Source organism: Kiloniella sp. (assembly GCF_048259265.1).
Classification (GTDB): Bacteria; Pseudomonadota; Alphaproteobacteria; order Kiloniellales; family Kiloniellaceae; genus Kiloniella.
Genome location: NZ_JBLXHT010000012.1, coordinates 85,797 through 109,862, shown reverse-complemented (window position 1 = coordinate 109,862; position 24,066 = coordinate 85,797). Strand labels below are relative to the sequence as shown.

Here is a 24,066-nt window from a genome sequence, read left to right as displayed (position 1 = left end):
CGTCAAGAGTCTTAAACTCAGACGACGTATCTATCAAGTTGTCGGCAAATACCCCCGGGGCACCCCACGCCCCTGCTTATCGGTACACCGTAAAGCTATATCTTCGGCTTTCCAAGCCCTAAATGTTAATTTTATATTATTTATTAAATGCACTTACGGGCAATGCAGGCTCTGGCAATCCCGCCAAGGTCTTTTTTTGCAGGATAAACCATAAGCCCTGCATCAGACATTAAGGCATTAATAGCCTCGGCCTGGGTATGCCCGGCTTCTACAACAAGCATGCCATTATTTTTCAGGATCGAAGCAGCTTGAGGTATGAATGTTTGATAATCTTTCATCCCGTTATTTTCTGCAAAGAGTGCTAATGCAGGGTCATAATTTAAAACTTCTGGTGAAAGGGCCTTTTTTTCACCCTCACCAATATAAGGTGGATTGGATATAATAATATCCCAACTATCCTTTACCCCATCGCACCAATTCCCTAATTGAAATGCCACTCTATCAGATAAACCCAAAGCTTCGGCATTATCCTTTGCGATAGCAAGAGCCCTATCACTGATATCGATGCCAAGTCCCTTGGCTCCTTGGAGTTCACTTAAAAGAGTAAGTAAGAGGCACCCTGTCCCAGTTCCCAGATCAAGAATTTTAATTGCTTCTGTCTTGTCCACTAAGCTTTCGAGAACTGCTTCAATAAGTGTTTCACTGTCAGGACGCGGGTCCAATGTATCACGTGAGACCTTAAACTCCAGACTCCAGAATTCCTTGCGTCCAATAATTTTTGAGACAGGTTCACGCTTTAACCGCCGATTTATCATCGCCTGAAAATGACCAAACTGGCCATCATTCAGACGTTTTTCCGGATAGCCAAAAAGATAAGAGGTGTCGACACTTAGCGCCTCTGCAAGCAATAATCGCACATCCAATCTGGGATTCTCGATCTCAGCTGCAGTTAACTGTTCATTCCCAAGTTTCAAACAATCTGCAATCGTCTTCTGGACTTGCTCATCAGATGCCATATCTAGCCAATCAATCTTTTAGAACGATGCCTAATTATTGGATTTCGGCAAGGCGTTCAGCCTGATCTTCCGCAATTAGCGCATTAACCACTTCATCAAGTGCCTCACCCGCAATTACCTTATCCAGCTTATATAATGTTAGGTTGATTCGATGATCCGTCACGCGACCTTGAGGAAAATTATAGGTTCTAATTCGTTCCGATCGATCCCCGCTCCCGACCTGTGACTTACGGTTAGCAGCCTGTTCTTTCTCTTGTTCTTGACGCTGATTATCATAAATCTGGGTCAGCAACATCTTCATCGCTTGCTCTTTATTTTTATGCTGAGAGCGACCATCCTGACATTGAACGACAACACCCGTGGGAACATGCGTAATACGCACAGCAGAATCCGTCGTATTAACGTGCTGTCCGCCTGCACCCTGTGCACGATAGGTATCGATACGTAAATCAGCCGGATTAATTTCAACGTCAACATCTTGGGCTTCGGGCATTACCGCAACTGTCGCGGCTGAAGTATGAATGCGTCCACCGGATTCCGTCACGGGCACGCGCTGAACACGATGTACACCAGATTCAAATTTCAGATTAGAGAACACCCCTGTTCCCGTGATCAGGGCGGTTGCCTCTTTCACACCTCCGATACCATTTTCGGAATAGTCCAGTGCCTCAAACCGCCATCCTGATGCTTCAGCATATCGCTGATACATCCTAAATAACTCTGATGCAAAAAGACCTGCTTCATCGCCCCCAGTCCCTGCTCGGACTTCGAGAATCGCGTTACGCTCGCCGTCCACATCTTTGGGGAGCAGCATAATTTGCACCTGCTGTTCCATCTCCGGCAGCTTTTGCTTAAGTTCTAGGAATTCTTCCTGTGCAAGGTCCCGCATTTCAGCATCTGCATCTGGATCATTCAGCATTTCGGCCAGATCAGCCATTTCGTTTTGTAAGGTGCGGAGCTCCTGAACAGTTTCCACGACAGACGTTAAGTCCGACAGCTCTCTCAGCAACTTGGTATATTCGTTAGACCCTGGGTCTTGATGAGTAGAAATAACCGCATTCAGTTCGTCATACCGGGCAACAACAGCATCTAGCTTTTCATCGAACTTCACGTTCAGTCCTCTTTTCCATCATTTTCTTGGGATTCACAATTCTCAGCGAGCCCGCCATCTTCTTTACCACGACAATGCAAAGCAGTCTCTATTCCAAAAAACCTATAGAGCAACTGTTCAAACAACACATGCCCTTCGGGGTCTTCTCTTGCAATCTCTTTTAAGACCACCTGCGGATTATGCAATAGTCTATTAATCAATAGCCGGGTCGCAACATCTGCATTTTCTTCAGTTTCCAGCAGAACCTGTGACCGAAGAGACTCAAAATGCTTTCGAATAACAGCAATAGCAGGGACAGCTTGTCTCTCTACCTTTGAACGGATGAAAGCCTGCATTTCATCGCCAAGAACTTTCCATGCTGCCATCATAGCAGCCTCGCGGTGGACTTTGCCTTGTTTCGCAACATTTTCAAGGTCTTCGAGATTATAAAAATAAGCACCACTCAGATCATTCACCCCGAGGGCGATATCGCGTGCTGCAGTCGTATCAATAAAAAAGACAGGTTTCCGCTTTCTTTTACGAAGAGCAACCCCAACGTTCGTAACCGTTAAGATATGATCACCACCACCATAAGCAGACAAGATAATGTCACTTTGGCTTATCAGATCATCTAGTTGATCCCAAGGACATACCTTTCCTCCCAACCGAAAACTTGCGGTTTGACTTCGTCCAATTTTGGGGTGCGTAATAACAAGGTTACCGATGCCGACGCTATTAAACTCTTGGCAAAGAAGCTCGCCCACTTCGCCACTCCCGATTAAAGAAACCGTACATCTAGCCAAATCACCATGAATGCCACGCGCCACCTGTAAAGCAGAAGAGGCCAGAGAAATCGGTTGCTGTGCAATGGTCGTCTCGGTTCGTACCCGCTTTGCAGCAACAAGGCCGGCGTTAAGCACACTATCAAGAAAACTATCCGTTAGTCCCAAATCTCTTGAAACACGATGACACTCTTTCACCTGGCCTAGAATTTGCGGTTCACCGACGATCAAACTATCCAGCGATGATGCGACAGCAAAAAGATGCCGTAAAGCATCAACCCCTGTGTGCTGATAGCTTTGTTTCCGAAGGCTCTCTAGATCAATATTGGCTTCTTGCGCTATAATATTCTGATAATAATCAATATCTTCGCGTTCAAACTGGCCTAAAACAAAGTCAAATCTTTCACACGTTGCAATCAAAACAACGCTTTGTTTGCCCTCGCTCTTGAGCTTGGTAAGGATCGTAGAATAATCTGGCTCTTCAACAAAGAGAGTATCGCGCAAACGACGCCCCGCAGTTCTTGAACTGACACCAACGATTGCAAGCTGATCAAACTGATCAGAGTGCTCTATCAAAGGATGTTCAGGAACAAAGGGCGGAACTGAATTCATACCATATCACGATTGTAAGCAAGAAAGGCCATTTTAGGCCTCTTTTGCCGGATCTGTACAGCTCAGCGATAAACCGACAGCTTATCAGCCAAAGCATCCAGTTTAACAAGTTCTTGCTCACCACTTGAAAGATCACGAACAGTTGCAGAATTTGCAGCCAATTCATCATCCCCCATAATAATAGCAACACTGGCATTTTGTTTGTTGGCTCTGTTCAATCGTTTTTTCAGATTTCCACTAAACCCAAGCTCGATACGGTATGCTGCATACCTTAGTTCATCCGCCAAAACCTGTGCCTTTGCCTCGGCCGCTTCCCCCATAGGAATAATGACGACAGGTTTAGGCTCAACGACTTGCCGTGTCATCAGCATGGCCAAACGTTCAATACCCGAAGCCCAGCCAACACCAGGTGTTGAAGGGCCGCCCATGGTTTTGATCAATCCATCATAACGACCACCAGCCAGAACTGTTCCTTGGGCACCAAGGGCTGTTGTGGTGAATTCAAACGCAGTATGACAGTAATAATCCAGGCCACGAACAAGGCGCGGGTTTATTTCATAAGAAATACCCAAGGCATCCAGACCACTTTTGACCTGTGCAAAAAAATCTTTACTCAAGTCATTGAGATAGTCAGAGAAAACAGGAGCATCAGCAACAAGCTTTCTGTCCCCTTCCTCTTTTGAATCCAAAATCCGCAGTGGATTTTTCTCTAGTCGGCTCAAGCTGTCTTCTGAAAGCTGGTCTTTGAACGCAGAGAAATATTCAATCAATGCTTCACGGTAAGCCTGACGGCTTTCTTGATCCCCAAGCGTGTTGAGTTCCAGCGTCGTGTTTTCATAGACACCAAGTTCTTTAAGGAAATGCACACCCAAAGAAATAATCTCGACATCTCCTTGTGGCTTTTCAACCCCAAGAAGCTCAACCCCGGCTTGATGAAATTGCCTCTGCCGCCCCTTTTGCGGACGTTCATGACGAAACATTGGACCGCCATAAAAGAACTTAACGGGTAACTGTTGGCTTAGCCCATTGGACATAAAGGCACGGGCAACGCCCGCAGTATTTTCCGGGCGCAGTGTAATTTCATCCCCGCCTTTGGTAGGGAAGGTATACATTTCTTTGGTCACAACATCCGACGTATCGCCAAGCGTACGTTTGAAAACTTCTGTTTTTTCAAAGATAGGCGTGATTATTTCGTCATACCCAAAACGATTTGCAACCTCGCGTCCAATATTCAACACTTCGCGATGTCGACGCATATCGTCGCCAAAAAGGTCATGCGTGCCGCGAACAGGTTGCAGAGAAGACATCGTTAGGGTTCTCCTGAAAGAAACAAATAAGAGTGTGAATAAGAATAACCGGAATGGTTATAGGGAATAGCCCTTTAAAAGTACATAGTCACGATAGCTGACCACGTACTTTTATAAAAGCTTCAGATAGAAACGGCTAATGCCCCATCTGCTGTGGTGTTTCGCCCCGGGCAATTGCGTCTTCGATTTCCGCCGCCTTGGTTTCGATCATACCCACCAAGTGATCAACGATGCTTTGGTCTTTAAGTCGATGATCGGGCATACCGGCCACATAAACTTGATGAGTACCTTTACCTCCACCTGTCAGACCAATATCCGTCATTGTCGCTTCGCCAGGACCATTAACCACGCAGCCAATAACAGAAACGGTCATCGGCGTGGTAATGTGGCTCAATCTTTCTTCAAGAACAGAAACGGTATTGATCACATCAAACTGTTGGCGTGCGCATGACGGACAGGAAATAACATTCACGCCACGATGTCTCAGCCCCAAAGATTTCAAGATATCAAACCCGACCTTGATCTCTTCAACAGGATCAGCGGAGAGAGAAACTCGCAAGGTATCCCCGATACCCGACCACAAAAGATTTCCCATACCGATAGATGATTTAATCGTTCCCGTGCGCAGGCCACCAGCTTCTGTAACGCCAATATGCAGTGGATAATCACAAACCTCACCCAATTGCATATAGGCAGCAACAGCCATGAAAACGTCTGATGCCTTACAGGAAATTTTAAACTCTCTGAAATCGAGATCTTCCAGAATCCGAATATGGCCGAGAGCAGATTCTACCATCGCATCCGGACAAGGTTCCCCAAAGCGATCTAACAGATGTTTTTCCAAAGACCCAGCATTTACGCCAATACGCATGGAACAACCGTGATCCTTTGCTGCACTGACGACTTCGAGTACTTTTTCGCGCTTGCCAATGTTTCCCGGATTAATCCGTAAACAGGCCGCGCCAGATTCTGCAGCTTCAATCGCACGTTTATAATGAAAGTGAATATCTGCCACAATCGGCACAGAGACTTCCTTGACGATATCTTTCAAGGCGCGGGAAGATTCTTCGTCCGGACAAGACACGCGTACAATGTCTGCACCAGCTTCTTCCATTGCATGAATCTGGTCGACAGTCGCTTTCACATCTGTCGTTAAGGTGTTCGTCATAGACTGAACAGTAATGGGGGCATCCCCACCGACAGGAACATTACCAACCATTACCTGTCGTGATTTCCGGCGAACAATATCTCGCCAAGGACGTATACTCATAAAACTCTCTCTGTGCCCTAAAAAAGCAGAGGAAACATGCGCTTTCTTGGACAATAATTCAAGCTGAAACCCCTAAAGTGGTGGTGCCTATTCAATAGCACAATAGTGACAGAAAAAAGAAAAGGCGCAGTTTTATAACTACGCCTTTGAACCTAAAGCAACTAACCTTCTGAAACAGAATGTATTATTCAGCTGTAATTGTCTCTAAAAGCCCTTCTTCAGACAGAATAATATCCCTGCGAACAGCCCCGAGGACACCTAACTTAGGTAGTTCATTACCATTCAGCTTAATTGTAATACCACCGGCATTCCCCGTCGCCATCACCAAATCATCTCGTTTAGGTACATTGTAAACTGACCCGGCACGAAGAACCCGGCTAAAAATTGCTTCACCAGTTCCATCAACAATATGCAACCAGGTATCCCGTTCAGCATGAATAGTTATCGGTGACGCTTCGGCTTCATTTCCAAAGACTTCCGGTTCAGGTGGTGGTGGGGGTGTTACTGCTGCAACCGATGTCTCAGAAGAAACAACGCCCTCTTCTGTCGTTTCGGCAGCACTGTTTTCTGGCGTCGCATCTGCAACTTCCGCATCACCTTGTTCAGCATTGCCCGTCAAAGATACTTCCGGCACATCGGGAACCGTTTGGTTTTCCGCCGCTTCAGTCTCTGTTGTTGTATTATTTGGCGCTGTGTCGGTTGGTACCCTTGCAACAACCTCTTCTGTATTTTCACTTACAACTTCGGACAGCGTATCCGTTGTCACGGCCTCTGTATCAGAGCTATCAACCGTCTCATTATTGCCATTAACGACAACATCAGACGCGGTATCTGTGGTCGAAGAATTACCTTTTACAACAGGTGTCGTGGCCTCAACAGACGCTTCAGCTTGGGGTGCATCCTGATTTGTTGTTTGTGTTACATCGTCTGAACTAGCGGTTGAGCTTTGTACTTCGCCAGTTGTAGCGTTTTGTTTTTCAGATAAAAAAGGAACCCACTCTGTTATATCGACATCAAACCGAGACACCGCGGTCCATCCACCATACGCAACACCAAGCAAAATAACCGAAGTTAAAAGAATTGCCAGTCCAGGGGTTTTGCTCTCGGGAACCGGTGTTGGAAAAACCAACTGCTTCCGATCACCATAGCTTTGAACTTCTTGCTTGAACTGTCGAACAATTTCATCTTTGTCGAGATTTAAATACCCAGCATAGGTCCGCACAAAACCATATGCATAGGTATCCCCCGGTAAGCTCGCAAAATCGCCGCGTTCAATCGCTTCCAGAAAAACATATCTGATGCGAAGAATATTGGCGACAGAACGTAAATCCTGCCCACGTTTTTCCCGGCCAGTACGAAGGATCTCCGCAACGGTTATCGTTGGCTGGCTATTTTCCGAGGTATCTTCCCCGGATGTATTTTCCCGTGATTCCGGCATCGCTTCCACAATCCCCTCCCTGCAAGCTGCGACCATCCCTTAGTATTAAGCTATGGTCACCTGTGGCGCGTAGGGGAAAGTTGTAACAAATTCAGTAACAAACAACAAATAAATCTATTTTAAATCATAACGTTTTCTGTTTTGGCATAGTTCTCTAACTCATGGCGCACACTATGATCCGGCTTCTCTAACAGACCCGTTACAAATTGTTTAATGCTATCCGCATCAAGAGAACGCACCATCTTTTTGGCGCCCGCAACCTGTTGCGCAGGCATCGACAACGATTTGAAGCCACACCCTATCAACGCCATGGCTTCTATTGGTTGACCGGCCATATCCCCACAAAGAGAAAGATCAATCCCAGCCCGGTGTGTGGTTTCCGCAATATTGCGCATCATCTTTAAAACACCGGGGTTTAAAGCATCGTATCGACGTGCCAACCGGGTATTGCCGCGGTCTGTTGCAAAAACAAACTGTAACAGATCATTACTACCAACCGAGAGGAAATCTACCTCTCTACACAAGGGAGCCAGTTGCCAAATCAAAGCCGGAACTTCCAACATCGCCCCCACTCGAATCTTTTCTGGTAACATACCGCCGATTGTTTTTTCGCGTTCAAGTTCACGATCTAGCAATGCACGCGCAGCTTTAAATTCTGCTGTTTCAGAAATCATCGGGAACATGACATCAAGATTACGTCCCGCACAGGCACGAATAAGCGCACGTAGCTGCTGACGTAACAAAGCCGGTCGATCCAACCCGATACGAATCGCCCGCCAGCCCATTGCCGGATTTTCTTCAGCCACGCTTGACCAATAGGGCAGAACTTTGTCTCCCCCCACATCCAATGTCCGAAAGACAACAGGTTTTCCTTCGGCCCGATCCATGGCTTTACGGTACAATTCAGCTTGCTCGGCAACATCAGGAAAAGACTTGCGCACCATAAAGGGTACTTCAGTTCGGTATAACCCGACACCATCCGCACCCGCCGCATGCATATGCGGTAGATCCATCAACATACCCACATTGACGTTTAGCGAAATACGCTGATTATCCAGACTAACCGGTGCTAGATCCCGTGCCGCAGAAACTTCTTCCCAACGAAGCTTTTTATCCTTAACGCTCGTCCGCAAAGTTCTGAGCACATCATCTTTTGGGCGAACAAAAACCTGATCATGAGACGCATCCAGAACAACCATGTCCCCTTCGCGGACACGGGTCAAAACATCCCGACAACGTCCAATTATGGGCAATTCAAGGGCTTGCGCAACCAACGCAACATGGGCTGTTGGCGAACCTTCTTCCAAAACAACGCCCTTTAGACGATCCCAGTCGTAATCCAGAAGTTCAGCCGGACCAAGCGTCCGCGCCAAAAGGACAAATTCATCAGGCAGTTCTGGCTTGTCTTCGTCCAAGTCCAGTAGGTGGTGCAACAGGCGATTGGCAAGGTCATCCAAATCAGCAAGGCGTTCACGCAGATAGGGGTCACTGATTTTGCTCATCCGCGAGCGGGTTTCATTTTGAATCTTCTGAACGGCTGCCTCAGCAGTCATCCCCCCGACACGAATGGCCTCGGTAATTTTTCCGACCCACCCCCGGTCTTCAGCGAACATCCTGTAAGTCTCAAGAACCTCTCGCTGTTCGCCCATCGCCGCGATATCAGTTCTGGTGAGCATCTCATCAATTGATGAGCGCATTTCCTTAACCGTCTTTTCCAAACGCACGACTTCTTCGTCGATATCATCGGCAATAATGCGATTAATAACGATGCCACGATTGTGAAAGACAGCTTGCCCAATCCCCATACCTTCGTTCAGACAAAGGCCTTTGATTCGATCCGGTTTTTCTAGCTCTTCTTTCGAGCTTTTTGATTCGAGAGCAGAAACCGACAGCGCCCCACCAGCGATAAGTTCAGCCAGAACCATGGCGATGGTTTCCAGGGCTTCAACTTCTTCTTCGTCATAGTGCCTGTGGGTAACATTCTGAACGGCAATAACACCAAGAACCCGGCCACTTCGCAGGATTGGAACCCCCAACATGGATTGGTACGGCTCTTCCCCTGTTTCAGGACGGTAGGCAAAATTAGGGTGGCGTGGCGCATCAGAGACAGCCATAGGCAGAGCCAGAGCTGCGCACTGCCCTACGATACCTTCGCCTTTGTGTAACCGTGTTTGGTATACAGCTTCGGGTTTTAGCCCCATCGTCGCAGCAAGCTCGAGATATTCACCTCGACGCATGACGTAGATCGAGCAAACCTCGGCATTCATATCCCGCGCGATCAGATTAACTGTTTGCGCCAGACGCTCCTGATTGGTGGACTTGCCCTTCATCTGATCGCGCAAGAGTTTCAACAAACGACGAGACCCACCCCAAGCCGATGTTTTTTCATTCTTGCCTGTCATCAGATCCAGCGTCCTCGCAACCAGTGAAAAATTCAGGTTCTTATAAATATTGGGTTATTGGCACAGAGCCTATAGCTCGGGGCCAATAACCCAACAAAATAAATCCTATGTCGGCTTTAAAGTACTGCTTATCTACGAAAACCGATTACAGAATTAATACTATAATATTAATCTTCTGAATCAAGACCGTATGCAGTATGCAAGCTCCGCAGAGCCAGCTCTGTATATTCCTCGGCAACAAGAACAGAAATTTTAATTTCAGAGGTGGAAATCACTTCAATGTTGATCCCCTTCTCAGCCAAAGCCGAGAACATCTTTTGAGCAACGCCTGCATGAGAGCGCATACCAACACCAATGACAGAAATCTTAGCAACAGCAGGATCTGAATCCAGACTGTCGTATTTCAATCCATTGCTGCTGTCTTCCAGAACTTTAATTGCTCTGTCCAGTTCAGCCTTGGCAACGGTGAAAGTCATATCTGTAGTTTTTTTATCGGCGGAAATATTTTGAACAATCATGTCCACATTAATCGCATTATCAGTCAAAGGACCAAAGATACTTGCCGCAACACCCGGCGTATCCCTTACGCTACGGAGTGTAATTTTCGCTTCATCACGATTATAGGCGATGCCACTTACGATTGCCTGTTCCACGATTTCCTCCTCGTCTACAACTAAAGTTCCGGGCTTGTCTTCGAAGCTGGAAAGAACTTGAACGCGTACCCCGTGCTTCATGGCCATTTCGACCGAGCGGGTCTGCAAAACTTTTGCTCCTTGAGAAGCAAGCTCTAACATTTCCTCATAGGTGATTTTTTCCATCTTACGGGCCTTGGCAACAATACGAGGATCAGTCGTATAAATACCGTCAACATCCGTATAGATATCACAACGATCAGCTTTCAAAGCTGCCGCAATCGCCACCGCAGAAGTATCAGAACCGCCACGACCCAACGTCGAAATTCGACCATCAGGTCCAACTCCTTGGAACCCGGCAAAGACAGCAACTTGACCTTCTCCAAAACGGCGAATGATATCGTCGACCTCAATGCGCTCAATTCGGGCACTTCCATGCGCCGCATTGGTCACAATCGGGCTCTGCCAACCGAGCCAAGATCGGGCGTTGATCCCCATATCCTGCAACACGATAGAAAGTAAACCTGACGTCACCTGCTCACCAGATGATACAACGGTATCATACTCGCGCAGATCATAGAGCGAACCAGCATCTTGAACATAATTGACTAGCTGGTTGGTCACACCAGCCATTGCGGATACAACTACCGCAACCTCGTTTCCCGCCTCAACCTCTCGCTTAACACGCTTTGCAGCGTTGCGGATTCGGTCAAGATCAGCAACCGAGGTGCCACCGAATTTCATAACGACTCGGGCCATCGGAACTCATCCTGTGAGGAAAATATAAATTTAATATCGCTGCCCTGAATACCACCGTCAAAAAACAGCTTTCAAACGGTTGCTCTCTGGGCTCGACATATCCATACTCTGCACGGCACAGCGACGCAAGAAAATGCGTGTGAAAAACGAACACAATCACATATGTAAAATGTAAAATAGCGTCAGATTTAAAGTAAATTTCTCGTCCTCTCATGCAGGGGACCCCGGCAAAATGATGGTTTAGAATACAATGAATGCGACCCAGATCCCCGAAAAAGACGAAGCGTCCGGCATTACCGTTGACCCCTTGGAAATATCAAAATTTGCGGCCATGGCAGATGAGTGGTGGGATCCATTGGGCAAATTCAAACCACTTCACCAACTGAATCCTGTCCGCATTAGTTATATACGGGACCACCTTGCCCAAAAACACGACCGCGACATCACAACCCTAACCCCACTCAAAGGATTAACGATTCTGGACATCGGGTGTGGCGGGGGCTTGTTATCGGAACCTCTCACCCGGTTGGGGGCAAAAGTCACAAGCATTGACGCTTCACATCGCAACATTGAAATTGCACAAATTCATGCCGAAGAAAGCGGCCTTGAAATGGACTATCGGCATATGACAGCCGAAGAGCTTGTCGAACAAGGAGCTCAATTCGATGCGGTTATCAATATGGAAGTTATTGAACACGTCGCCGATGTCGAGGCTTATAGCCGGGATTGTGCTGCCCTTGTAAAACCCGGCGGCACTATGTTTGGCTCAACTTTAAATCGTACAAAAAAATCTTATCTTCTTGCCATTGTTGGTGCTGAATATCTGTTACGTTGGGTCCCCCGAGGAACCCACGAGTGGAATAAGTTTTTGCGCCCGTCAGAGTTTGTCGACCTACTGCGTCGTAATGGGCTAGAGACCGAAGATCTTATGGGAATAGTATATAATCCGGTGCAGGATAAATGGTCTCAGGACGCCAGTGATCTGGGTGTAAACTATATGCTAATCGCGGAAAAACCGTCGTAAAACTATATCAAGACACAAGTTGCTCTAATCTAAAAGCCGCTACGCGTTGATCAAAAGGATGTATTCGAAGGGCATGACCGTTCATGCCTGTTAAGCATCTGCTTTTTGCTTCCAAGGAATTGTTGCAAAGGCAACGCCCTCTTCCTTTAGGCTTTTGGCATCAGTTTCACTTGCCTCACCATAGATATTCTTTTTGTCTGATTCGCCGTAATGAATTTTACGGGCTTCCGCGGCAAAGTCTTTACCAACATAATCAAAGTTATTCTCAACGGCTTTTTGAGCTTCAGAGATAAATTTTTGCGCCTTGGCCAGCTCTGTGGCCGAGACCTGCTTCTTCTCACTATTGGCCAGACTGACATTCGGTGCCATCAAAGCTTTTTTGACTTCTTTAGAAGAACAGTTGGGGCACAGAACAATCCCTCTTTCGGATTGCTCCTTGAAGGCCGCACTATCTTTAAACCAAGCTTCAAAAACGTGATCGTTTTCGCATTTCAAATCGAAAAGAATCATTCTAATCCTGCTTTATTCGTACTGTCAGTTATGTAAAGAATATGGTTATGACTGATGATCTCTGCAATGGTCAAGCTTCTGATACCAGAAGTTATGGCATTAAAAGCACCTGCCAGTAGTGAATGTAACTAGGCCTCAACATTAAGGCAAAACTCATTAATAGATTGTTCCATTCGATTGGAAACAGAAGGCAAAGATAATGAACGAACCATCTTCGTGGGTGCTTAGACATGCGGGATATATTCCCGAAAGTAGTGACATATTGGACCTTGCCTGTGGGACAGGCCGACATGCACGACTATTTTTAATGTCAGGACACTACGTTACAGCCCTTGATAAAAATACGGATGCCCTTACTGATCTTGAAAACCATCCCGGGGCCGAGATTATTCTTGCTGATCTGGAAGACGGAAGCCCCTTTCCCCTCTCGAACAAAAAATTTGGCGGTATTATTGTTACCAACTATCTCTACCGAGCTCTCTTGCCTTTACTTCCCGAATTACTGCTACCAAACGGCGTTTTGATCTATGAGACATTTATGGTGGGGAATGAAAAATTCGGACGGCCCAAAAGCCCAGACTTCCTGTTAAAGCCCCAAGAACTTTTAGACGAATATTACACACGACTAAAAATTCAAAGTTATGAAGAAACAACAATCGCGGAACCTAATCCCGCCGTTGTGCAACGTATCTGCGCGGTAAATTCAGTATGAAGACGATCAACTGATGGTAAAGTCCCTATCATGATCTATTGATGGCACCATATCACGGGCTTGTTTCACGCGATCAAGATCAATATCAGCAACGATAATCCCCGGTTGATCACCGCCATCAGCAAGGACTTCCCCCCATGGCGCAATAATAAGGGAATGACCATACGTTTCACGCCCCTCAGCGTGAATACCACATTGTCCGGCCGCAATGACAAAACATCCATTTTCAATTGCACGCGCTTTTAAAAGCGTGTGCCAGTGTGCTTCCCCCGTGAACTTGGTAAAAGCAGCCGGCGCCGTCAAAATTGTTGCGCCCTTTTTCGCCTGAGCCCGGAACAAATAAGGGAAACGAACATCATAGCAAATCGCCATACCTAATTCAGCCCACGGAAGCTTAGCGACAACCGCCTGATCTCCGGGGCGAAATGTTGCTGATTCACGATAAGACTGGCCGTCGGGAATAACGACATCAAACATATGAATTTTATCATATCGGGCCGCAATATCACCTTCCGGTGAGAAAAGAAACGCACGGTTAGCCGCACGGCTCTCTTCTGTACCAACAATCAAAGAACCTATGTGCAACCAAACCCCAAGTTCCGCAGCGAGTGCAGAAAAAGCCTTCACCGAGAGATGATCACTCTCGGGAAGTGCTTTTTCCAGCGTCAGCTTTTTATTGGGTTCCATCATCGTCGTGCATTCGGGCGTTTGAATGTAGTCTGCGCCCAAGGCATGCGCCTGACGAATAAGATCGCAAGCAGGACCTAACGTAACGCTGTCATCCCGATCTGCTGTTAGCTGCACACAAGCTGCTTTGAATTTATTCAAGAGGCAATCCTGTTTTCGAGTTTGCTATCCAGTTTACCATGACTTTCAAGTTCCATGAGTTCATCACACCCGCCAATATGCTCACCATTAATGAAAATTTGTGGCACAGATGTACGCCCGCCAGCCTTCTCAACCATTTCTGGTTTACGACGTGGTTCCATCATTACGTCAATCTCGTTAAAAGCAACGCCTTTGCTTTTCAGCAGTTTTTTTGCACGGATGCAATAAGGGCAAAGCATACTGGAATAAACAACAACTTCAGCCATAGACAACATTCCTAATTTCGCTGTGGTTACACAAACAGGTACTTGATCACAGAACCTGCGAGTAACTTTATGTAAGGCACTTACTAATAAATTACAGTATCTGGCAATAAAATTTTATGCCCATAGCTCTATCACTCTTTTGTTACTCGGGCTAAAACTATCCCGCTAACAAAGGCTGCACCACTTGTTTTAAGCACCCGAGCACATGCATCTAATGTTGCACCCGTGGTAAAGACATCATCAATCAAAACAACATGTTTACCGCGAACTTCATCTTGGTACTTGTGGTTTAATTCAAACGCATTGCGTACATTACGCCACCGCCCTGACATGGAAAACTGTCCTTGGGAAGATGTGTTTTTTGTTCGGCTAAGTAAATTCGGCACATATCTTTTACGATGAACACGCGCTACACGCTGTGCCAATAGTGCAGATTGATTATATCTTCGCCTCAATAAGCGTCTTCGATGTAACGGTACAGGTACAACGAAATCAGCTTTATCTAATATGCCTTTTCCACAAGATGACAGCCACTGTGTAAAAAGAGCAACCAAATGCGTTTTATCGGCATGTTTAAAGCCGATAATCATATCCTTACTATGTTCATCATAAACCAAAGCCGCTCTGCATTGATCAAAACTTTTGGGCATCTGAAGACATCCACCACAAAGCAAGCCATCCCCAGAAGATAGCTCAAAGGGGTAACCACAGGACCTACAGCACGCATCGGAAATAAACGTCAAATCCTTCCAGCATGCCGAGCAGATCCCCGTATTATCCCAAATGGCCTCATCACAGTTCCCGCAAACAGGCGGGAACAGGTAATTTACGCCCTTGGTAAAAAGATCTGGTACCAATTCTTTCATCATACGCATATTGCCATGCTAATTGATCTGGTCATCAAGAAGCAATCTGCTATAACCAGAAAATTATCTCGCGTTTATTGGGTTCCAGCATGACTGATATCTATATTTTCGATCGTAAATCTGTAAACCAGCACTATAGACGCTCCCAAAAGGAAATTGACGCCCATGACTTCCTTTTCCGAGAAATCGCTGATCGGTTGGGAGACAGGCTCATGGATATCGCCCGCGACTTCCCCAAAGCATTAGATCTGGGGTCAAACCATACGATTCTAAAGGAAACTCTTGGCTCCAGAGGCGGGATACAAGACTTCACATCTGCTAGATTCCGATCAGAAGAGCCTTCCTTGCCTTCGGAAAGTGCCCTTCTGGGATCAAAAGAGATCGAAATATCAACAGAAATATTACCTCGGGCCCCACACACCTATGATCTGATTATCAGCAACCTTTGTCTTCATTGGGTTAACGACTTACCTGGTATTCTTTTACAAGCACATCAATGCCTGAAAGCTGATGGCTTATTCATTGCTTCTATGATTGGGGGTGAAACCCTAAAAGAGCTACGCACATGCCTTATGGAAGCTGAAATGGAAGTAGAAGGTGGGGTAAGTCCTAGGGTATCACCGCTTATTGATGTCAAAGATGCAGGTGCTCTCCTCCAGAGAGCGGGGTTTGCTTTACCTGTTTCAGATTTTGATCGCATTGAAGTCAGCTATGCCAACGCGTTTGATTTAATGAAAGAACTCAGAGGTATGGGCGAAACGAATGCTATTCATAACAGAAGGAAATCCTTCACCCGCAGGGAAACACTCTTAAAAGCAGCTCAACTTTATCAGGAAAAATTTTCTGATTCAGAAGGGCGAATTAATACTACTTTTGATGTCGTTTACCTTGCTGGTTGGGCACCACACACGTCCCAGCAACAACCGTTAAGACCCGGGAGTGCAACAGAACGTCTTTCAGACTTTCTGGATACGGAAGAAACCAAGATTAATTAAAAAATTCTCTTCTATTAAATAGCTTTACCCACAACCCCTTGCGGTTTCACAGGCCGCTCAGAAGCAGCTGCATTCCGAAAGTATATCAAGATATAAACACGGATTGCTGCAGTTAGTGAAGAGTCCTCTTTGGATTCATCAATCTGTGTACACAGTTCACCGATCGGACAATTCTCGCGCACGCAAATTTCAAAAAGCGCTTCCCACATATCCGGTTCCAAACGCAAAGAGGTTCTCCGCCCCTTCAGCGTTATATTTCGGTTTACTAATGTTGACATCAACCCCAATTGCGCCCGTGTTTTACACTTGGACACACCCCACAATAAAAAGCCTGTTATTCCCCTCGCGCTCCAAAAGTCAGACTTATTAACCAATTAGTAAGACTCGTCATTGGAACTACGGCACCAAAGCTTATAGTAAATCCCGTAACAATGCCACCAATGGCTCATCAGCTGGTGGCATTGGATAATCCCGTAATCGAACGGGTCGGACCCATGTAAATTCCTGCCCTTCGAGGGCGGTAATATTCCCTTCCCAGATACGACATACAAACAATGGCATCAACAAATGAAAATCGTTGTAACTATGCGATGCAAAGGCGATAGGCGCAAGACAGGATGAACGTGTATCAATGCCTAACTCTTCCTTAAGCTCACGTGCAAGTGCTTGTTCCGGGGTTTCGCCGGGATCAACTTTCCCCCCAGGGAATTCCCATAAACCGGCCATCGATTTACCTTCAGGACGCTGCGCAAGCAGTACACGTCCATCACTATCAACCAACGCAGCAGCCGCGACCAGAACAATAGGTTTCGCCGCTTGGTCCCGCTTTTCAGCGGCCCAACACCCCTGCTCGTTTTCAGAAGAATCCATAAATTTTATCCTGGAATTTCTATCGTATCATTAAGGCACTACTAACTGCGATAATCGGCATTGATTTCTATGTAGCCATGCGTCAAATCACAGGTCCAGACAGTTGCCTGCCCATCGGCAATACCAACATCAACAGCGATAGAAATTTCCTGGCCCTTCATGTGTTTGGCAACAGGAGCCTCATCAAAGCCATCTACCCGTTGACCATCTTTGGCAATCGTAACCCCGCCCATGGCTATAGAGAGTTTATCACGATCAGCCCGCTCACCAGACTTACCAACAGCCATAACAACCCGGCCCCAGTTGGCGTCTTCTCCGGCAACTGCTGTCTTGACCAAAGGCGAATTTGCGATGGCTAAACCTACACGACGGGCAGCTTGGTCCGTTTCAGCACCGGTCACCTCAATAGCGACAAACTTGCTTGCTCCCTCACCATCCCGAACAACTTGATGCGCTAAATCTATCAGTACTGTATTTAAAGCTCGAATAAAGTCAGTAAGCTCTGGCGCATTAATATCATTATAGATCGTGTTTCCAGCTTTTCCTGTCGCACAAAGAAGTACCGTATCGCTGGTAGAGGTATCACTATCAACCGTGATTGAGTTAAAGGACAAGTCCGCACCGCTTGAGATTAAATTCTGGATCATCGCCGGGGACAGAGCTGCATCTGTTGCGACAAAACTAAGCATTGTCGCCATATCAGGAGCAATCATTCCTGATCCTTTGGCAATACCATTAATTGTGACCGTTTTCCCATCAATCTGAGTTGTGATTGTGGCTCCCTTGGCAAAAGTGTCTGTCGTCATAATGGCTTCGGCGGCGTCTTGCCAGCTATCGGGACATAGATCCGTTTTCAAATCACCCAGGGCTGATGTTATTTTTTCATCGGGCAGTGGCTCACCAATCACACCGGTCGAAGCTACAAAAACAGCATTTTCAGGACAATCCAGCTCTCTGGCAGTTGCCTCGACCGTTCGCCGAACAGATGCTTTACCCAAGCGCCCCGTAAAAGCGTTTGCATTACCAGAGTTCACGACAATCGCTCTGGCCTCGCCAAATTTCAAATGATCGCGGCAGCATTCAACTGGCGCTGAACAGGTAAGCGAACGGGTTAAAACTCCGCCAATTGTTGTTCCTTTGTCAAAGCTCATCAAAAGAACATCGGCACGACCTTTATACTTCACGCCACAAGCTTTTGTTGAGAGTGACACGCCACTTATTTCTGGCATTTCTGGAAACCCCACGGGGGCGAGTGGAGATTTTTGCAATTCCATAAAACAAATCCTACCTATTCACAGCCAGATTCCAACAGCCATTAAAAAGCCCGGTAAAACCGGGCTTTTTTCATTATTCGCTGGCAGGTTGTTCTTCGCCTTCTGGCTTTTCTTCACCTTCTACCGGCGTGGCTTCTTCAGCCTTAGCACCAATTATTTCAATCTCTACCCCATTTTTGAGGTTCTCGACAATACCTTCATATGCACTTCTTGAAAGTTCAGAACGGAGCTGGCCATCAAGCTGCTCTTTTTTGGGTTGTTCAGAATCGCGCTCGGCATCAACCTTAATGACATGCCAACCAAACCGGGTCTGTACCGGGGCAGCAGAATGTTCCCCAACTTTCATACCAAAAGCAGCATCAGAGAAAGGTTTAACCATCTGCTCAGCCTGAAAGAAACCAAGATCACCGCCACCAGGACCACTTGGGCCAGTAGAATGTTCTTTGGCCAAAGCCGCAAAATCAGCACCTTCGTCCAACTGTTTGATCAAGTCTTTTCCAGTTTCTTCTTTTTCGACAAGAATATGGCGGGCAGACACTTCTCGAACCGGTGGATTCTCCGTCAAATAATCCTGATAGGCTTTTTCAACAGCTTCATCAGTAACTTCTTTTTCAAGAGCTCTGTTCAAGAAGATTTCGACAAGAATTCTCTCTTTAACTTCACTCACACGTTTTTGAACTTCGGGATCATTGCCCAAACCACTCGTCGTAGCTTCTTTTGTAATCAATTTAAGGTCAACGACCTGGCCAACGAGTTCTGGTAAAATAAGCTCGATCTGTTCCTGAGGAATATTTGGAATGCTTTCTGCAAACTTCACGACCTCTGAACGGCGAATTTCAATATCACCGACTTTGGCCATAATCGGATCATCCGCAGCAGGAGCATCTGATACGACCTCAGCAGCCTGATCACCACCAAGGAAAGGTAGCGTTCCCCCTTTTATTCCATAGGAATAACCAGCATACGCTGCACCAGCAAGGGCAACGATACCGACAAGAGGAAAAATAATCTGTTTCGCAGACATCTAAAGATAACTCCTTATTTATATCATTTAGAGAATTATGGCTTTTTGACCATTCTCTTTTAATCGATCAGCACCAAATCCCATGACTGTGTCAAGAGAAAGGCAATATGTTCATTTTTAATTAGTTAGCGAGGGAAAACGGATATATCCGCATCTTGTCTTAAATCCCGCACCATCCGTGCAACCAACTCGCGACTAATTTGGTCTCTAATTTCAGACCTCATAGATTCAAAGGTTGGCTGTTTTACATCCCGCTTATCTTCCAACTGAATAACATGCCAGCCAAATTCAGTGGCTACTGGTGCTTTTGTGTAGGTTCCCGGTGCCAGAGAAAAAGCAGCCGATGCAAAGTTTGGATCCATATCCTTTTGCTTGAACCACCCCAAATCACCACCTTTATCAGCCGAAGGGCCTTTGGAGAATTTTTTTGCCAACAGATGAAATTCCGCACCATTATCCAAAGCGATAACCAAAGCGAGCGCTTCATTACGTGTTTCAACCAGAATATGACGCGCCCGGATTTCTGCATTGACAATATTCTCTCTCAGCAAAGAAAAATACCTGTCCTTAAGCATACTCTCAGTGATCATTTCTCCTAGCTGCTCTTCTAGATAGGCATCGCGGATAATTTTTTCCTCTGCAATGGCCAGCTTCCTTTTTACATCTTCCTTTTCATCCATATCCGCATCGGCACCAGCGTGCGCCAAAAGCTTCAGGTCAATGGCACGATCCAGAAGTATAGGAAACATTGTTTCCAACTGCCCTTGATATTGCTCGGGCAATTTTTTAGCCGCTTGCGTTATGTCCTGCCAATAAATCTCATCGCCTTCGACAACAGCTACGACAGGATTTTCCCGATCGAGGCGATCCAATTCACTTTCCGTTTTGCTCGGGGCGGCTTTAGGGGATGCGGTCGGTGCGATCTGGGTACTTTCCAGATCCTCAACTTTTTCTGAATTTGTATTTTTAGAAATTGGTGCGGTTGACAGATCTTCTACGACGATACCATTTCCAGAAGTATCTTCTGACCTCTTCTCGACTTCTTCTGTAAATCCGGGCGGTGGAGCCAGCCCTTCTCTTTCCTCTCCGGGGACAACTTCGACCTCTGGGGTTACCGTCTCAGGGGTATCGAGCACAGACTCCACAACAACAGGTTCTGTTGTCTTTGTCTCGATAACACTGTCATCAACAGTGTTTGTATTTTCCTCAGGTGCAGGATCAGAAATAGTGTCCGTCTCTTCTTCTGTAACTTTTTCTTCCTCTGGCGATGTTTCTTCGTCATCACTATCACCAAAAAGAAACTTCAAAAGTTTACCACCACTTTCGCGCTGTTCTTTTTTCCATTCGTCATCAGAGCTTTGCTGTGCATTACTGTCTTGCGCGAAACTAACAATCATCAACACGGTGGAAAGGACAATAACTTTACGAAAATTCATTTAAACTCTGGCTCCAGCTCAGAAGAAATAAAAAGTTTATCCTTACTACAACAAAGTCACTGCAACCTAAAGCAAGTATCACGGAAATAAACACATTCAATAAAATCAAGCAATCAAGGCAGACTCCGTTCGTTATTTTATACCTACTGAATCCAGCTTCACATTGACATCCGCCAACCTGCGCCCTATGTCTCACAGTGACTTTTTATAACCAAATCTTGAACTGCGTTTTCACGCAAGGGGTACTCTATGCTCGGCGCGCTTGTGAAGCGGATGTTTGGCTCTGCCAATGACCGTTACCTTAAAGGCCTTAACTCTATTGTCCTCTCTATCAATAGCTTTGAATCAGAGCTGGAAAAGCTATCTGACGATGATCTCAAAGGACAAACAGAGAAATTACGTAACCGCCTGAAGCAAGGGGAAACACTCGACGATATTCTTCCGGAAGCTTTTGCGACCGTTCGTGAAGCATCCCGCAGAACTCTTGGTTTGAGACACTTTGACGTTCAAATGATGGGCGGCATTGTCCTTCATCGTGGCATGATCAGTGAGATGGCAACAGGTGAAGGTAAAACACTTGTTGCAACCTTGCCTGTTTATCTCAACGCAATTGAAGGCAAGGGTGTTCACGTCGTTACCGTCAACGATTACCTCGCCAAGCGTGATGCCGAATGGATGGGGCAGATTTATCGTTTCTTAGGCCTGACTGTTGGTTGTGTATTCCCTGGTCAAGGCGAAGAAGAACGAGCTTTTGCCTATACTTGTGACATTACCTATGCCACAAACAATGAACTCGGGTTTGATTATCTTCGCGACAATATGAAGTTCGAAATCGACCAGATGGTTCAAAGAGAATTTAACTATGCGATTGTCGATGAAGTAGATTCGATCCTCATTGATGAAGCTAGGACCCCGCTTATTATCTCTGGTCCTGCAGAAAACTCATCAGAGAGCTATATTACCATAAACAAGTATGTTCCCTTCTTAACCGAAGAGCATTACGAACTTGATGAAAAAACGCGCTCAGTAACTTTGACTGACGAAGGCGTTGACTTCATAGAGAAAAAACTCATGGATGATGGGGTTATGCAGGGCTCGCTCTATGAAATAGAGAACGTCAGCACACTTCATCACATCAATCAGGCCCTCAAAGCGCACAAGCTATTCCAGCGCGATAAGGACTACATCGTCAAAGACAATAAAGTCGTTATCATTGACGAATTCACGGGCCGCATGATGGAAGGGCGTCGCTTCTCAGAAGGCCTTCATCAGGCACTTGAGGCGAAAGAGAATGCTGAAATCCAAAACGAAAATCAGACGTTAGCATCGATCACCTTCCAAAACTACTTCCGACTTTATCCGAAGTTGGCAGGGATGACGGGTACAGCAATGACCGAAGCCGAAGAATTTTCGGCGATCTATGGGCTAGACGTTATTTCCATGACGACCAACTTGCCTTGTATTCGTATTGACCACGATGACGAAGTCTATCGTACAGGACAAGAACGTGACGCCGCGATTATCAAGCAGATCAAAGAATGTCATGAACGTCAGCAGCCAGTTCTTGTTGGTACGGTAACAATTGAAAAATCAGAATATCTTGCCGCCCTTCTCAAGAAAGAGAAGATTGAGCACAAGGTTCTAAACGCCCGTTATCACGAGCAAGAAGCGATGATTGTTGCCCAGGCGGGTTCACCCGGCGCAGTAACAATTGCCACAAACATGGCGGGTCGCGGAACAGACATTAAGCTCGGCGGTAACGAGGAAATGCGTATAGAGCATGAAACCCTCGGCATTTCTGATGATGCGCAAAAGCAAGCGAAAGCGGCAGAAATTTCTGCTGAAGTAGCTGCCAACAAAGAAATTGTGAACAAGGCTGGTGGCCTGTTTATGATTGGTAGTGAGCGTCATGAAAGCCGTCGTATCGACAATCAGCTTCGTGGACGTTCAGGCCGTCAGTCTGACCCTGGTGCATCAAAATTCTTCCTTAGCCTCGAAGATGATCTGATGCGTATTTTTGGATCTGAGCGCATGGATTCAATGCTCCAGAAGCTTGGCCTCGAAGACGGTGAAGCTATTATTCATCCATGGGTGAATAAAGCACTGGAAAAAGCGCAGAAAAAAGTCGAAGCCAGAAACTTTGAAATTCGTAAAAACATCCTCAAGTTTGATGATGTGATGAATGACCAGCGTAAGGTTATTTACGAACAACGCAAAGAAGTGATGTCTGCAGAAGAAGTCAAAGACACTGTGGCTTCCATGCGCCATGAAGTTCTTGAAGACCTCGTAACACGTACAATCCCTGCCAATGCCTATTCAGAACAATGGGAATTGGACAGCCTGCACGAAGAGTGCGTACGCCTTGTTGCCATGGATCTGCCCGTTAAAGACTGGGCCGAAGAAGAAGGCATTGCCGATCAGGAAATTCTGGATCGTATTCTTCAAGCCAGTAACGAGAAAATGGCCGCCAAGACTGCGAACTATGGCCCAGAGGTTATGCGTTCTCTGGAAAAACAATTGCTGCTTATGGTTCTCGACAAGCAGTGGAAAGAGCATCTGCTGTCACTTGATCATCTGAAACAAGCTGTTGGTCTTCGTGCATACGGACAAAAAAATCCGCTGGATGAATATAAGCGTGAAGCTTTTGAAATGTTCGAGAGCATGCTCGATTCCGTACGTGACGAGCTCACAATGCTTATGCATCGTTTCGAACTACAGACCCCTGAAGATGCAACTGTTCCGCGCCAAGAACAAGAAATGCACGAGTCTCGGCAAGACCCAGCAGTACAACAAGCTGGCGCAACAACCGTACAAGTAAAAGAGTTTGATCAAAACGATCCGTCAACTTGGGGTAAAACCAGCCGTAATGCTCCCTGCCCTTGTGGATCAGGCAAAAAATATAAACATTGCCACGGAAAGCTTAGCTAAAATCAGTTAGTAGATTTTCCGAATT

At 46.2% G+C, this 24,066-nt stretch carries 21 protein-coding genes; 4 read left to right on the top strand and 17 right to left on the bottom strand.

Going from position 1 to position 24,066, the window contains the following annotated elements:
• Window positions 1-143: 143 nt before the first annotated feature.
• The 8 genes from prmC to ACN0QW_RS17075 all read right to left on the bottom strand — a co-directional run bounded on the left by prmC (window position 144) and on the right by ACN0QW_RS17075 (window position 11,308).
• Window positions 144-1,016, bottom strand: coding sequence for a peptide chain release factor N(5)-glutamine methyltransferase (gene prmC, locus ACN0QW_RS17110; protein ID WP_417433143.1), 873 nt, complete (start codon window positions 1,014-1,016; stop codon window positions 144-146).
• A 34-nt stretch (window positions 1,017-1,050) separates the two neighbouring features.
• On the bottom strand, window positions 1,051-2,127 hold the full coding sequence (gene prfA, locus ACN0QW_RS17105; protein ID WP_299380337.1) for a peptide chain release factor 1: 1,077 nt from the start codon (window positions 2,125-2,127) through the stop codon (window positions 1,051-1,053).
• Window positions 2,128-2,129: 2 nt separating this feature from the next.
• A complete protein-coding gene (hemA, locus tag ACN0QW_RS17100; protein ID WP_417433140.1) occupies window positions 2,130-3,500 on the bottom strand; it encodes a glutamyl-tRNA reductase in 1,371 nt (456 codons plus the stop codon).
• 62 nt (window positions 3,501-3,562) lie between these two features.
• A complete protein-coding gene (hisS, locus tag ACN0QW_RS17095; protein ID WP_417433138.1) occupies window positions 3,563-4,807 on the bottom strand; it encodes a histidine--tRNA ligase in 1,245 nt (414 codons plus the stop codon).
• Between the two features lie 136 nt (window positions 4,808-4,943).
• Window positions 4,944-6,077: a flavodoxin-dependent (E)-4-hydroxy-3-methylbut-2-enyl-diphosphate synthase gene (gene ispG, locus ACN0QW_RS17090; RefSeq protein ID WP_299380331.1), complete on the bottom strand. Its 1,134-nt coding sequence runs from the start codon at window positions 6,075-6,077 to the stop codon at window positions 4,944-4,946.
• A gap of 184 nt (window positions 6,078-6,261) precedes the next feature.
• Entirely contained in the window at window positions 6,262-7,515 is a 1,254-nt protein-coding gene (locus ACN0QW_RS17085; protein ID WP_417433156.1) for a RodZ domain-containing protein, read from the bottom strand.
• A gap of 119 nt (window positions 7,516-7,634) precedes the next feature.
• Window positions 7,635-9,917, bottom strand: coding sequence for a phosphoenolpyruvate--protein phosphotransferase (gene ptsP / locus ACN0QW_RS17080; RefSeq protein ID WP_417433136.1), 2,283 nt, complete (start codon window positions 9,915-9,917; stop codon window positions 7,635-7,637).
• Between the two features lie 167 nt (window positions 9,918-10,084).
• Window positions 10,085-11,308 carry an aspartate kinase gene (locus tag ACN0QW_RS17075; protein ID WP_299379803.1) on the bottom strand — a complete coding sequence of 408 codons (1,224 nt, stop codon included), beginning with the start codon at window positions 11,306-11,308 and terminating at the stop codon, window positions 10,085-10,087.
• Between the two features lie 250 nt (window positions 11,309-11,558).
• Between ACN0QW_RS17075 and ubiG the strand changes: the two genes are divergently transcribed.
• Window positions 11,559-12,332 (top strand): bifunctional 2-polyprenyl-6-hydroxyphenol methylase/3-demethylubiquinol 3-O-methyltransferase UbiG, encoded by a 774-nt coding sequence (gene ubiG, locus ACN0QW_RS17070; protein WP_417433133.1) that lies wholly within the window; start codon window positions 11,559-11,561, stop codon window positions 12,330-12,332.
• A 90-nt stretch (window positions 12,333-12,422) separates the two neighbouring features.
• Here the strand turns inward: ubiG and ACN0QW_RS17065 are convergent, their stop codons facing one another.
• On the bottom strand, window positions 12,423-12,842 hold the full coding sequence (locus tag ACN0QW_RS17065) for a DUF1178 family protein (protein ID WP_417433131.1): 420 nt from the start codon (window positions 12,840-12,842) through the stop codon (window positions 12,423-12,425).
• A 199-nt stretch (window positions 12,843-13,041) separates the two neighbouring features.
• Between ACN0QW_RS17065 and ACN0QW_RS17060 the strand changes: the two genes are divergently transcribed.
• The gene (locus ACN0QW_RS17060; RefSeq protein ID WP_417433129.1) at window positions 13,042-13,554 is read left to right on the top strand and encodes a class I SAM-dependent methyltransferase; all 513 of its coding nucleotides are present in this window, start codon (window positions 13,042-13,044) and stop codon (window positions 13,552-13,554) included.
• 6 nt (window positions 13,555-13,560) lie between these two features.
• Here ACN0QW_RS17060 and ACN0QW_RS17055 read toward each other — a convergent pair whose 3' ends face one another.
• The 3 genes from ACN0QW_RS17055 to ACN0QW_RS17045 form a co-directional block, all read right to left on the bottom strand.
• Window positions 13,561-14,382: a carbon-nitrogen hydrolase family protein gene (locus ACN0QW_RS17055; protein ID WP_417433128.1), complete on the bottom strand. Its 822-nt coding sequence runs from the start codon at window positions 14,380-14,382 to the stop codon at window positions 13,561-13,563.
• Complete coding sequence (gene grxC, locus ACN0QW_RS17050) at window positions 14,379-14,648, bottom strand: glutaredoxin 3 (protein ID WP_417433126.1); 270 nt, start codon at window positions 14,646-14,648, stop codon at window positions 14,379-14,381. The genes ACN0QW_RS17055 and grxC overlap by 4 nt, the downstream gene beginning before the upstream one ends.
• Window positions 14,649-14,779: 131 nt before the next feature.
• Complete coding sequence (locus tag ACN0QW_RS17045) at window positions 14,780-15,517, bottom strand: ComF family protein (protein WP_417433124.1); 738 nt, start codon at window positions 15,515-15,517, stop codon at window positions 14,780-14,782.
• Window positions 15,518-15,603: 86 nt separating this feature from the next.
• Here ACN0QW_RS17045 and ACN0QW_RS17040 point away from each other — a divergent pair, with 86 nt between their 5' ends.
• Entirely contained in the window at window positions 15,604-16,509 is a 906-nt protein-coding gene (locus ACN0QW_RS17040; RefSeq protein WP_417433122.1) for a methyltransferase domain-containing protein, read from the top strand.
• 14 nt (window positions 16,510-16,523) lie between these two features.
• Here ACN0QW_RS17040 and ACN0QW_RS17035 read toward each other — a convergent pair whose 3' ends face one another.
• From ACN0QW_RS17035 to ACN0QW_RS17015, 5 genes are all read right to left on the bottom strand, one after another.
• On the bottom strand, window positions 16,524-16,787 hold the full coding sequence (locus ACN0QW_RS17035; protein ID WP_417433120.1) for a ribbon-helix-helix domain-containing protein: 264 nt from the start codon (window positions 16,785-16,787) through the stop codon (window positions 16,524-16,526).
• A 133-nt stretch (window positions 16,788-16,920) separates the two neighbouring features.
• Entirely contained in the window at window positions 16,921-17,379 is a 459-nt protein-coding gene (gene mutT, locus ACN0QW_RS17030; protein ID WP_417433118.1) for an 8-oxo-dGTP diphosphatase MutT, read from the bottom strand.
• Window positions 17,380-17,420: 41 nt separating this feature from the next.
• A complete protein-coding gene (argJ, locus tag ACN0QW_RS17025) occupies window positions 17,421-18,653 on the bottom strand; it encodes a bifunctional glutamate N-acetyltransferase/amino-acid acetyltransferase ArgJ (RefSeq protein ID WP_417433116.1) in 1,233 nt (410 codons plus the stop codon).
• Window positions 18,654-18,726: 73 nt separating this feature from the next.
• On the bottom strand, window positions 18,727-19,677 hold the full coding sequence (locus ACN0QW_RS17020) for a peptidylprolyl isomerase (protein ID WP_417433114.1): 951 nt from the start codon (window positions 19,675-19,677) through the stop codon (window positions 18,727-18,729).
• 125 nt (window positions 19,678-19,802) lie between these two features.
• Window positions 19,803-21,113 carry a peptidylprolyl isomerase gene (locus ACN0QW_RS17015; protein ID WP_417433112.1) on the bottom strand — a complete coding sequence of 437 codons (1,311 nt, stop codon included), beginning with the start codon at window positions 21,111-21,113 and terminating at the stop codon, window positions 19,803-19,805.
• A 249-nt stretch (window positions 21,114-21,362) separates the two neighbouring features.
• Here ACN0QW_RS17015 and secA point away from each other — a divergent pair, with 249 nt between their 5' ends.
• Window positions 21,363-24,041, top strand: coding sequence for a preprotein translocase subunit SecA (secA, locus tag ACN0QW_RS17010; protein ID WP_417433110.1), 2,679 nt, complete (start codon window positions 21,363-21,365; stop codon window positions 24,039-24,041).
• The last annotated feature ends 25 nt before the right edge of the window (window positions 24,042-24,066 follow it).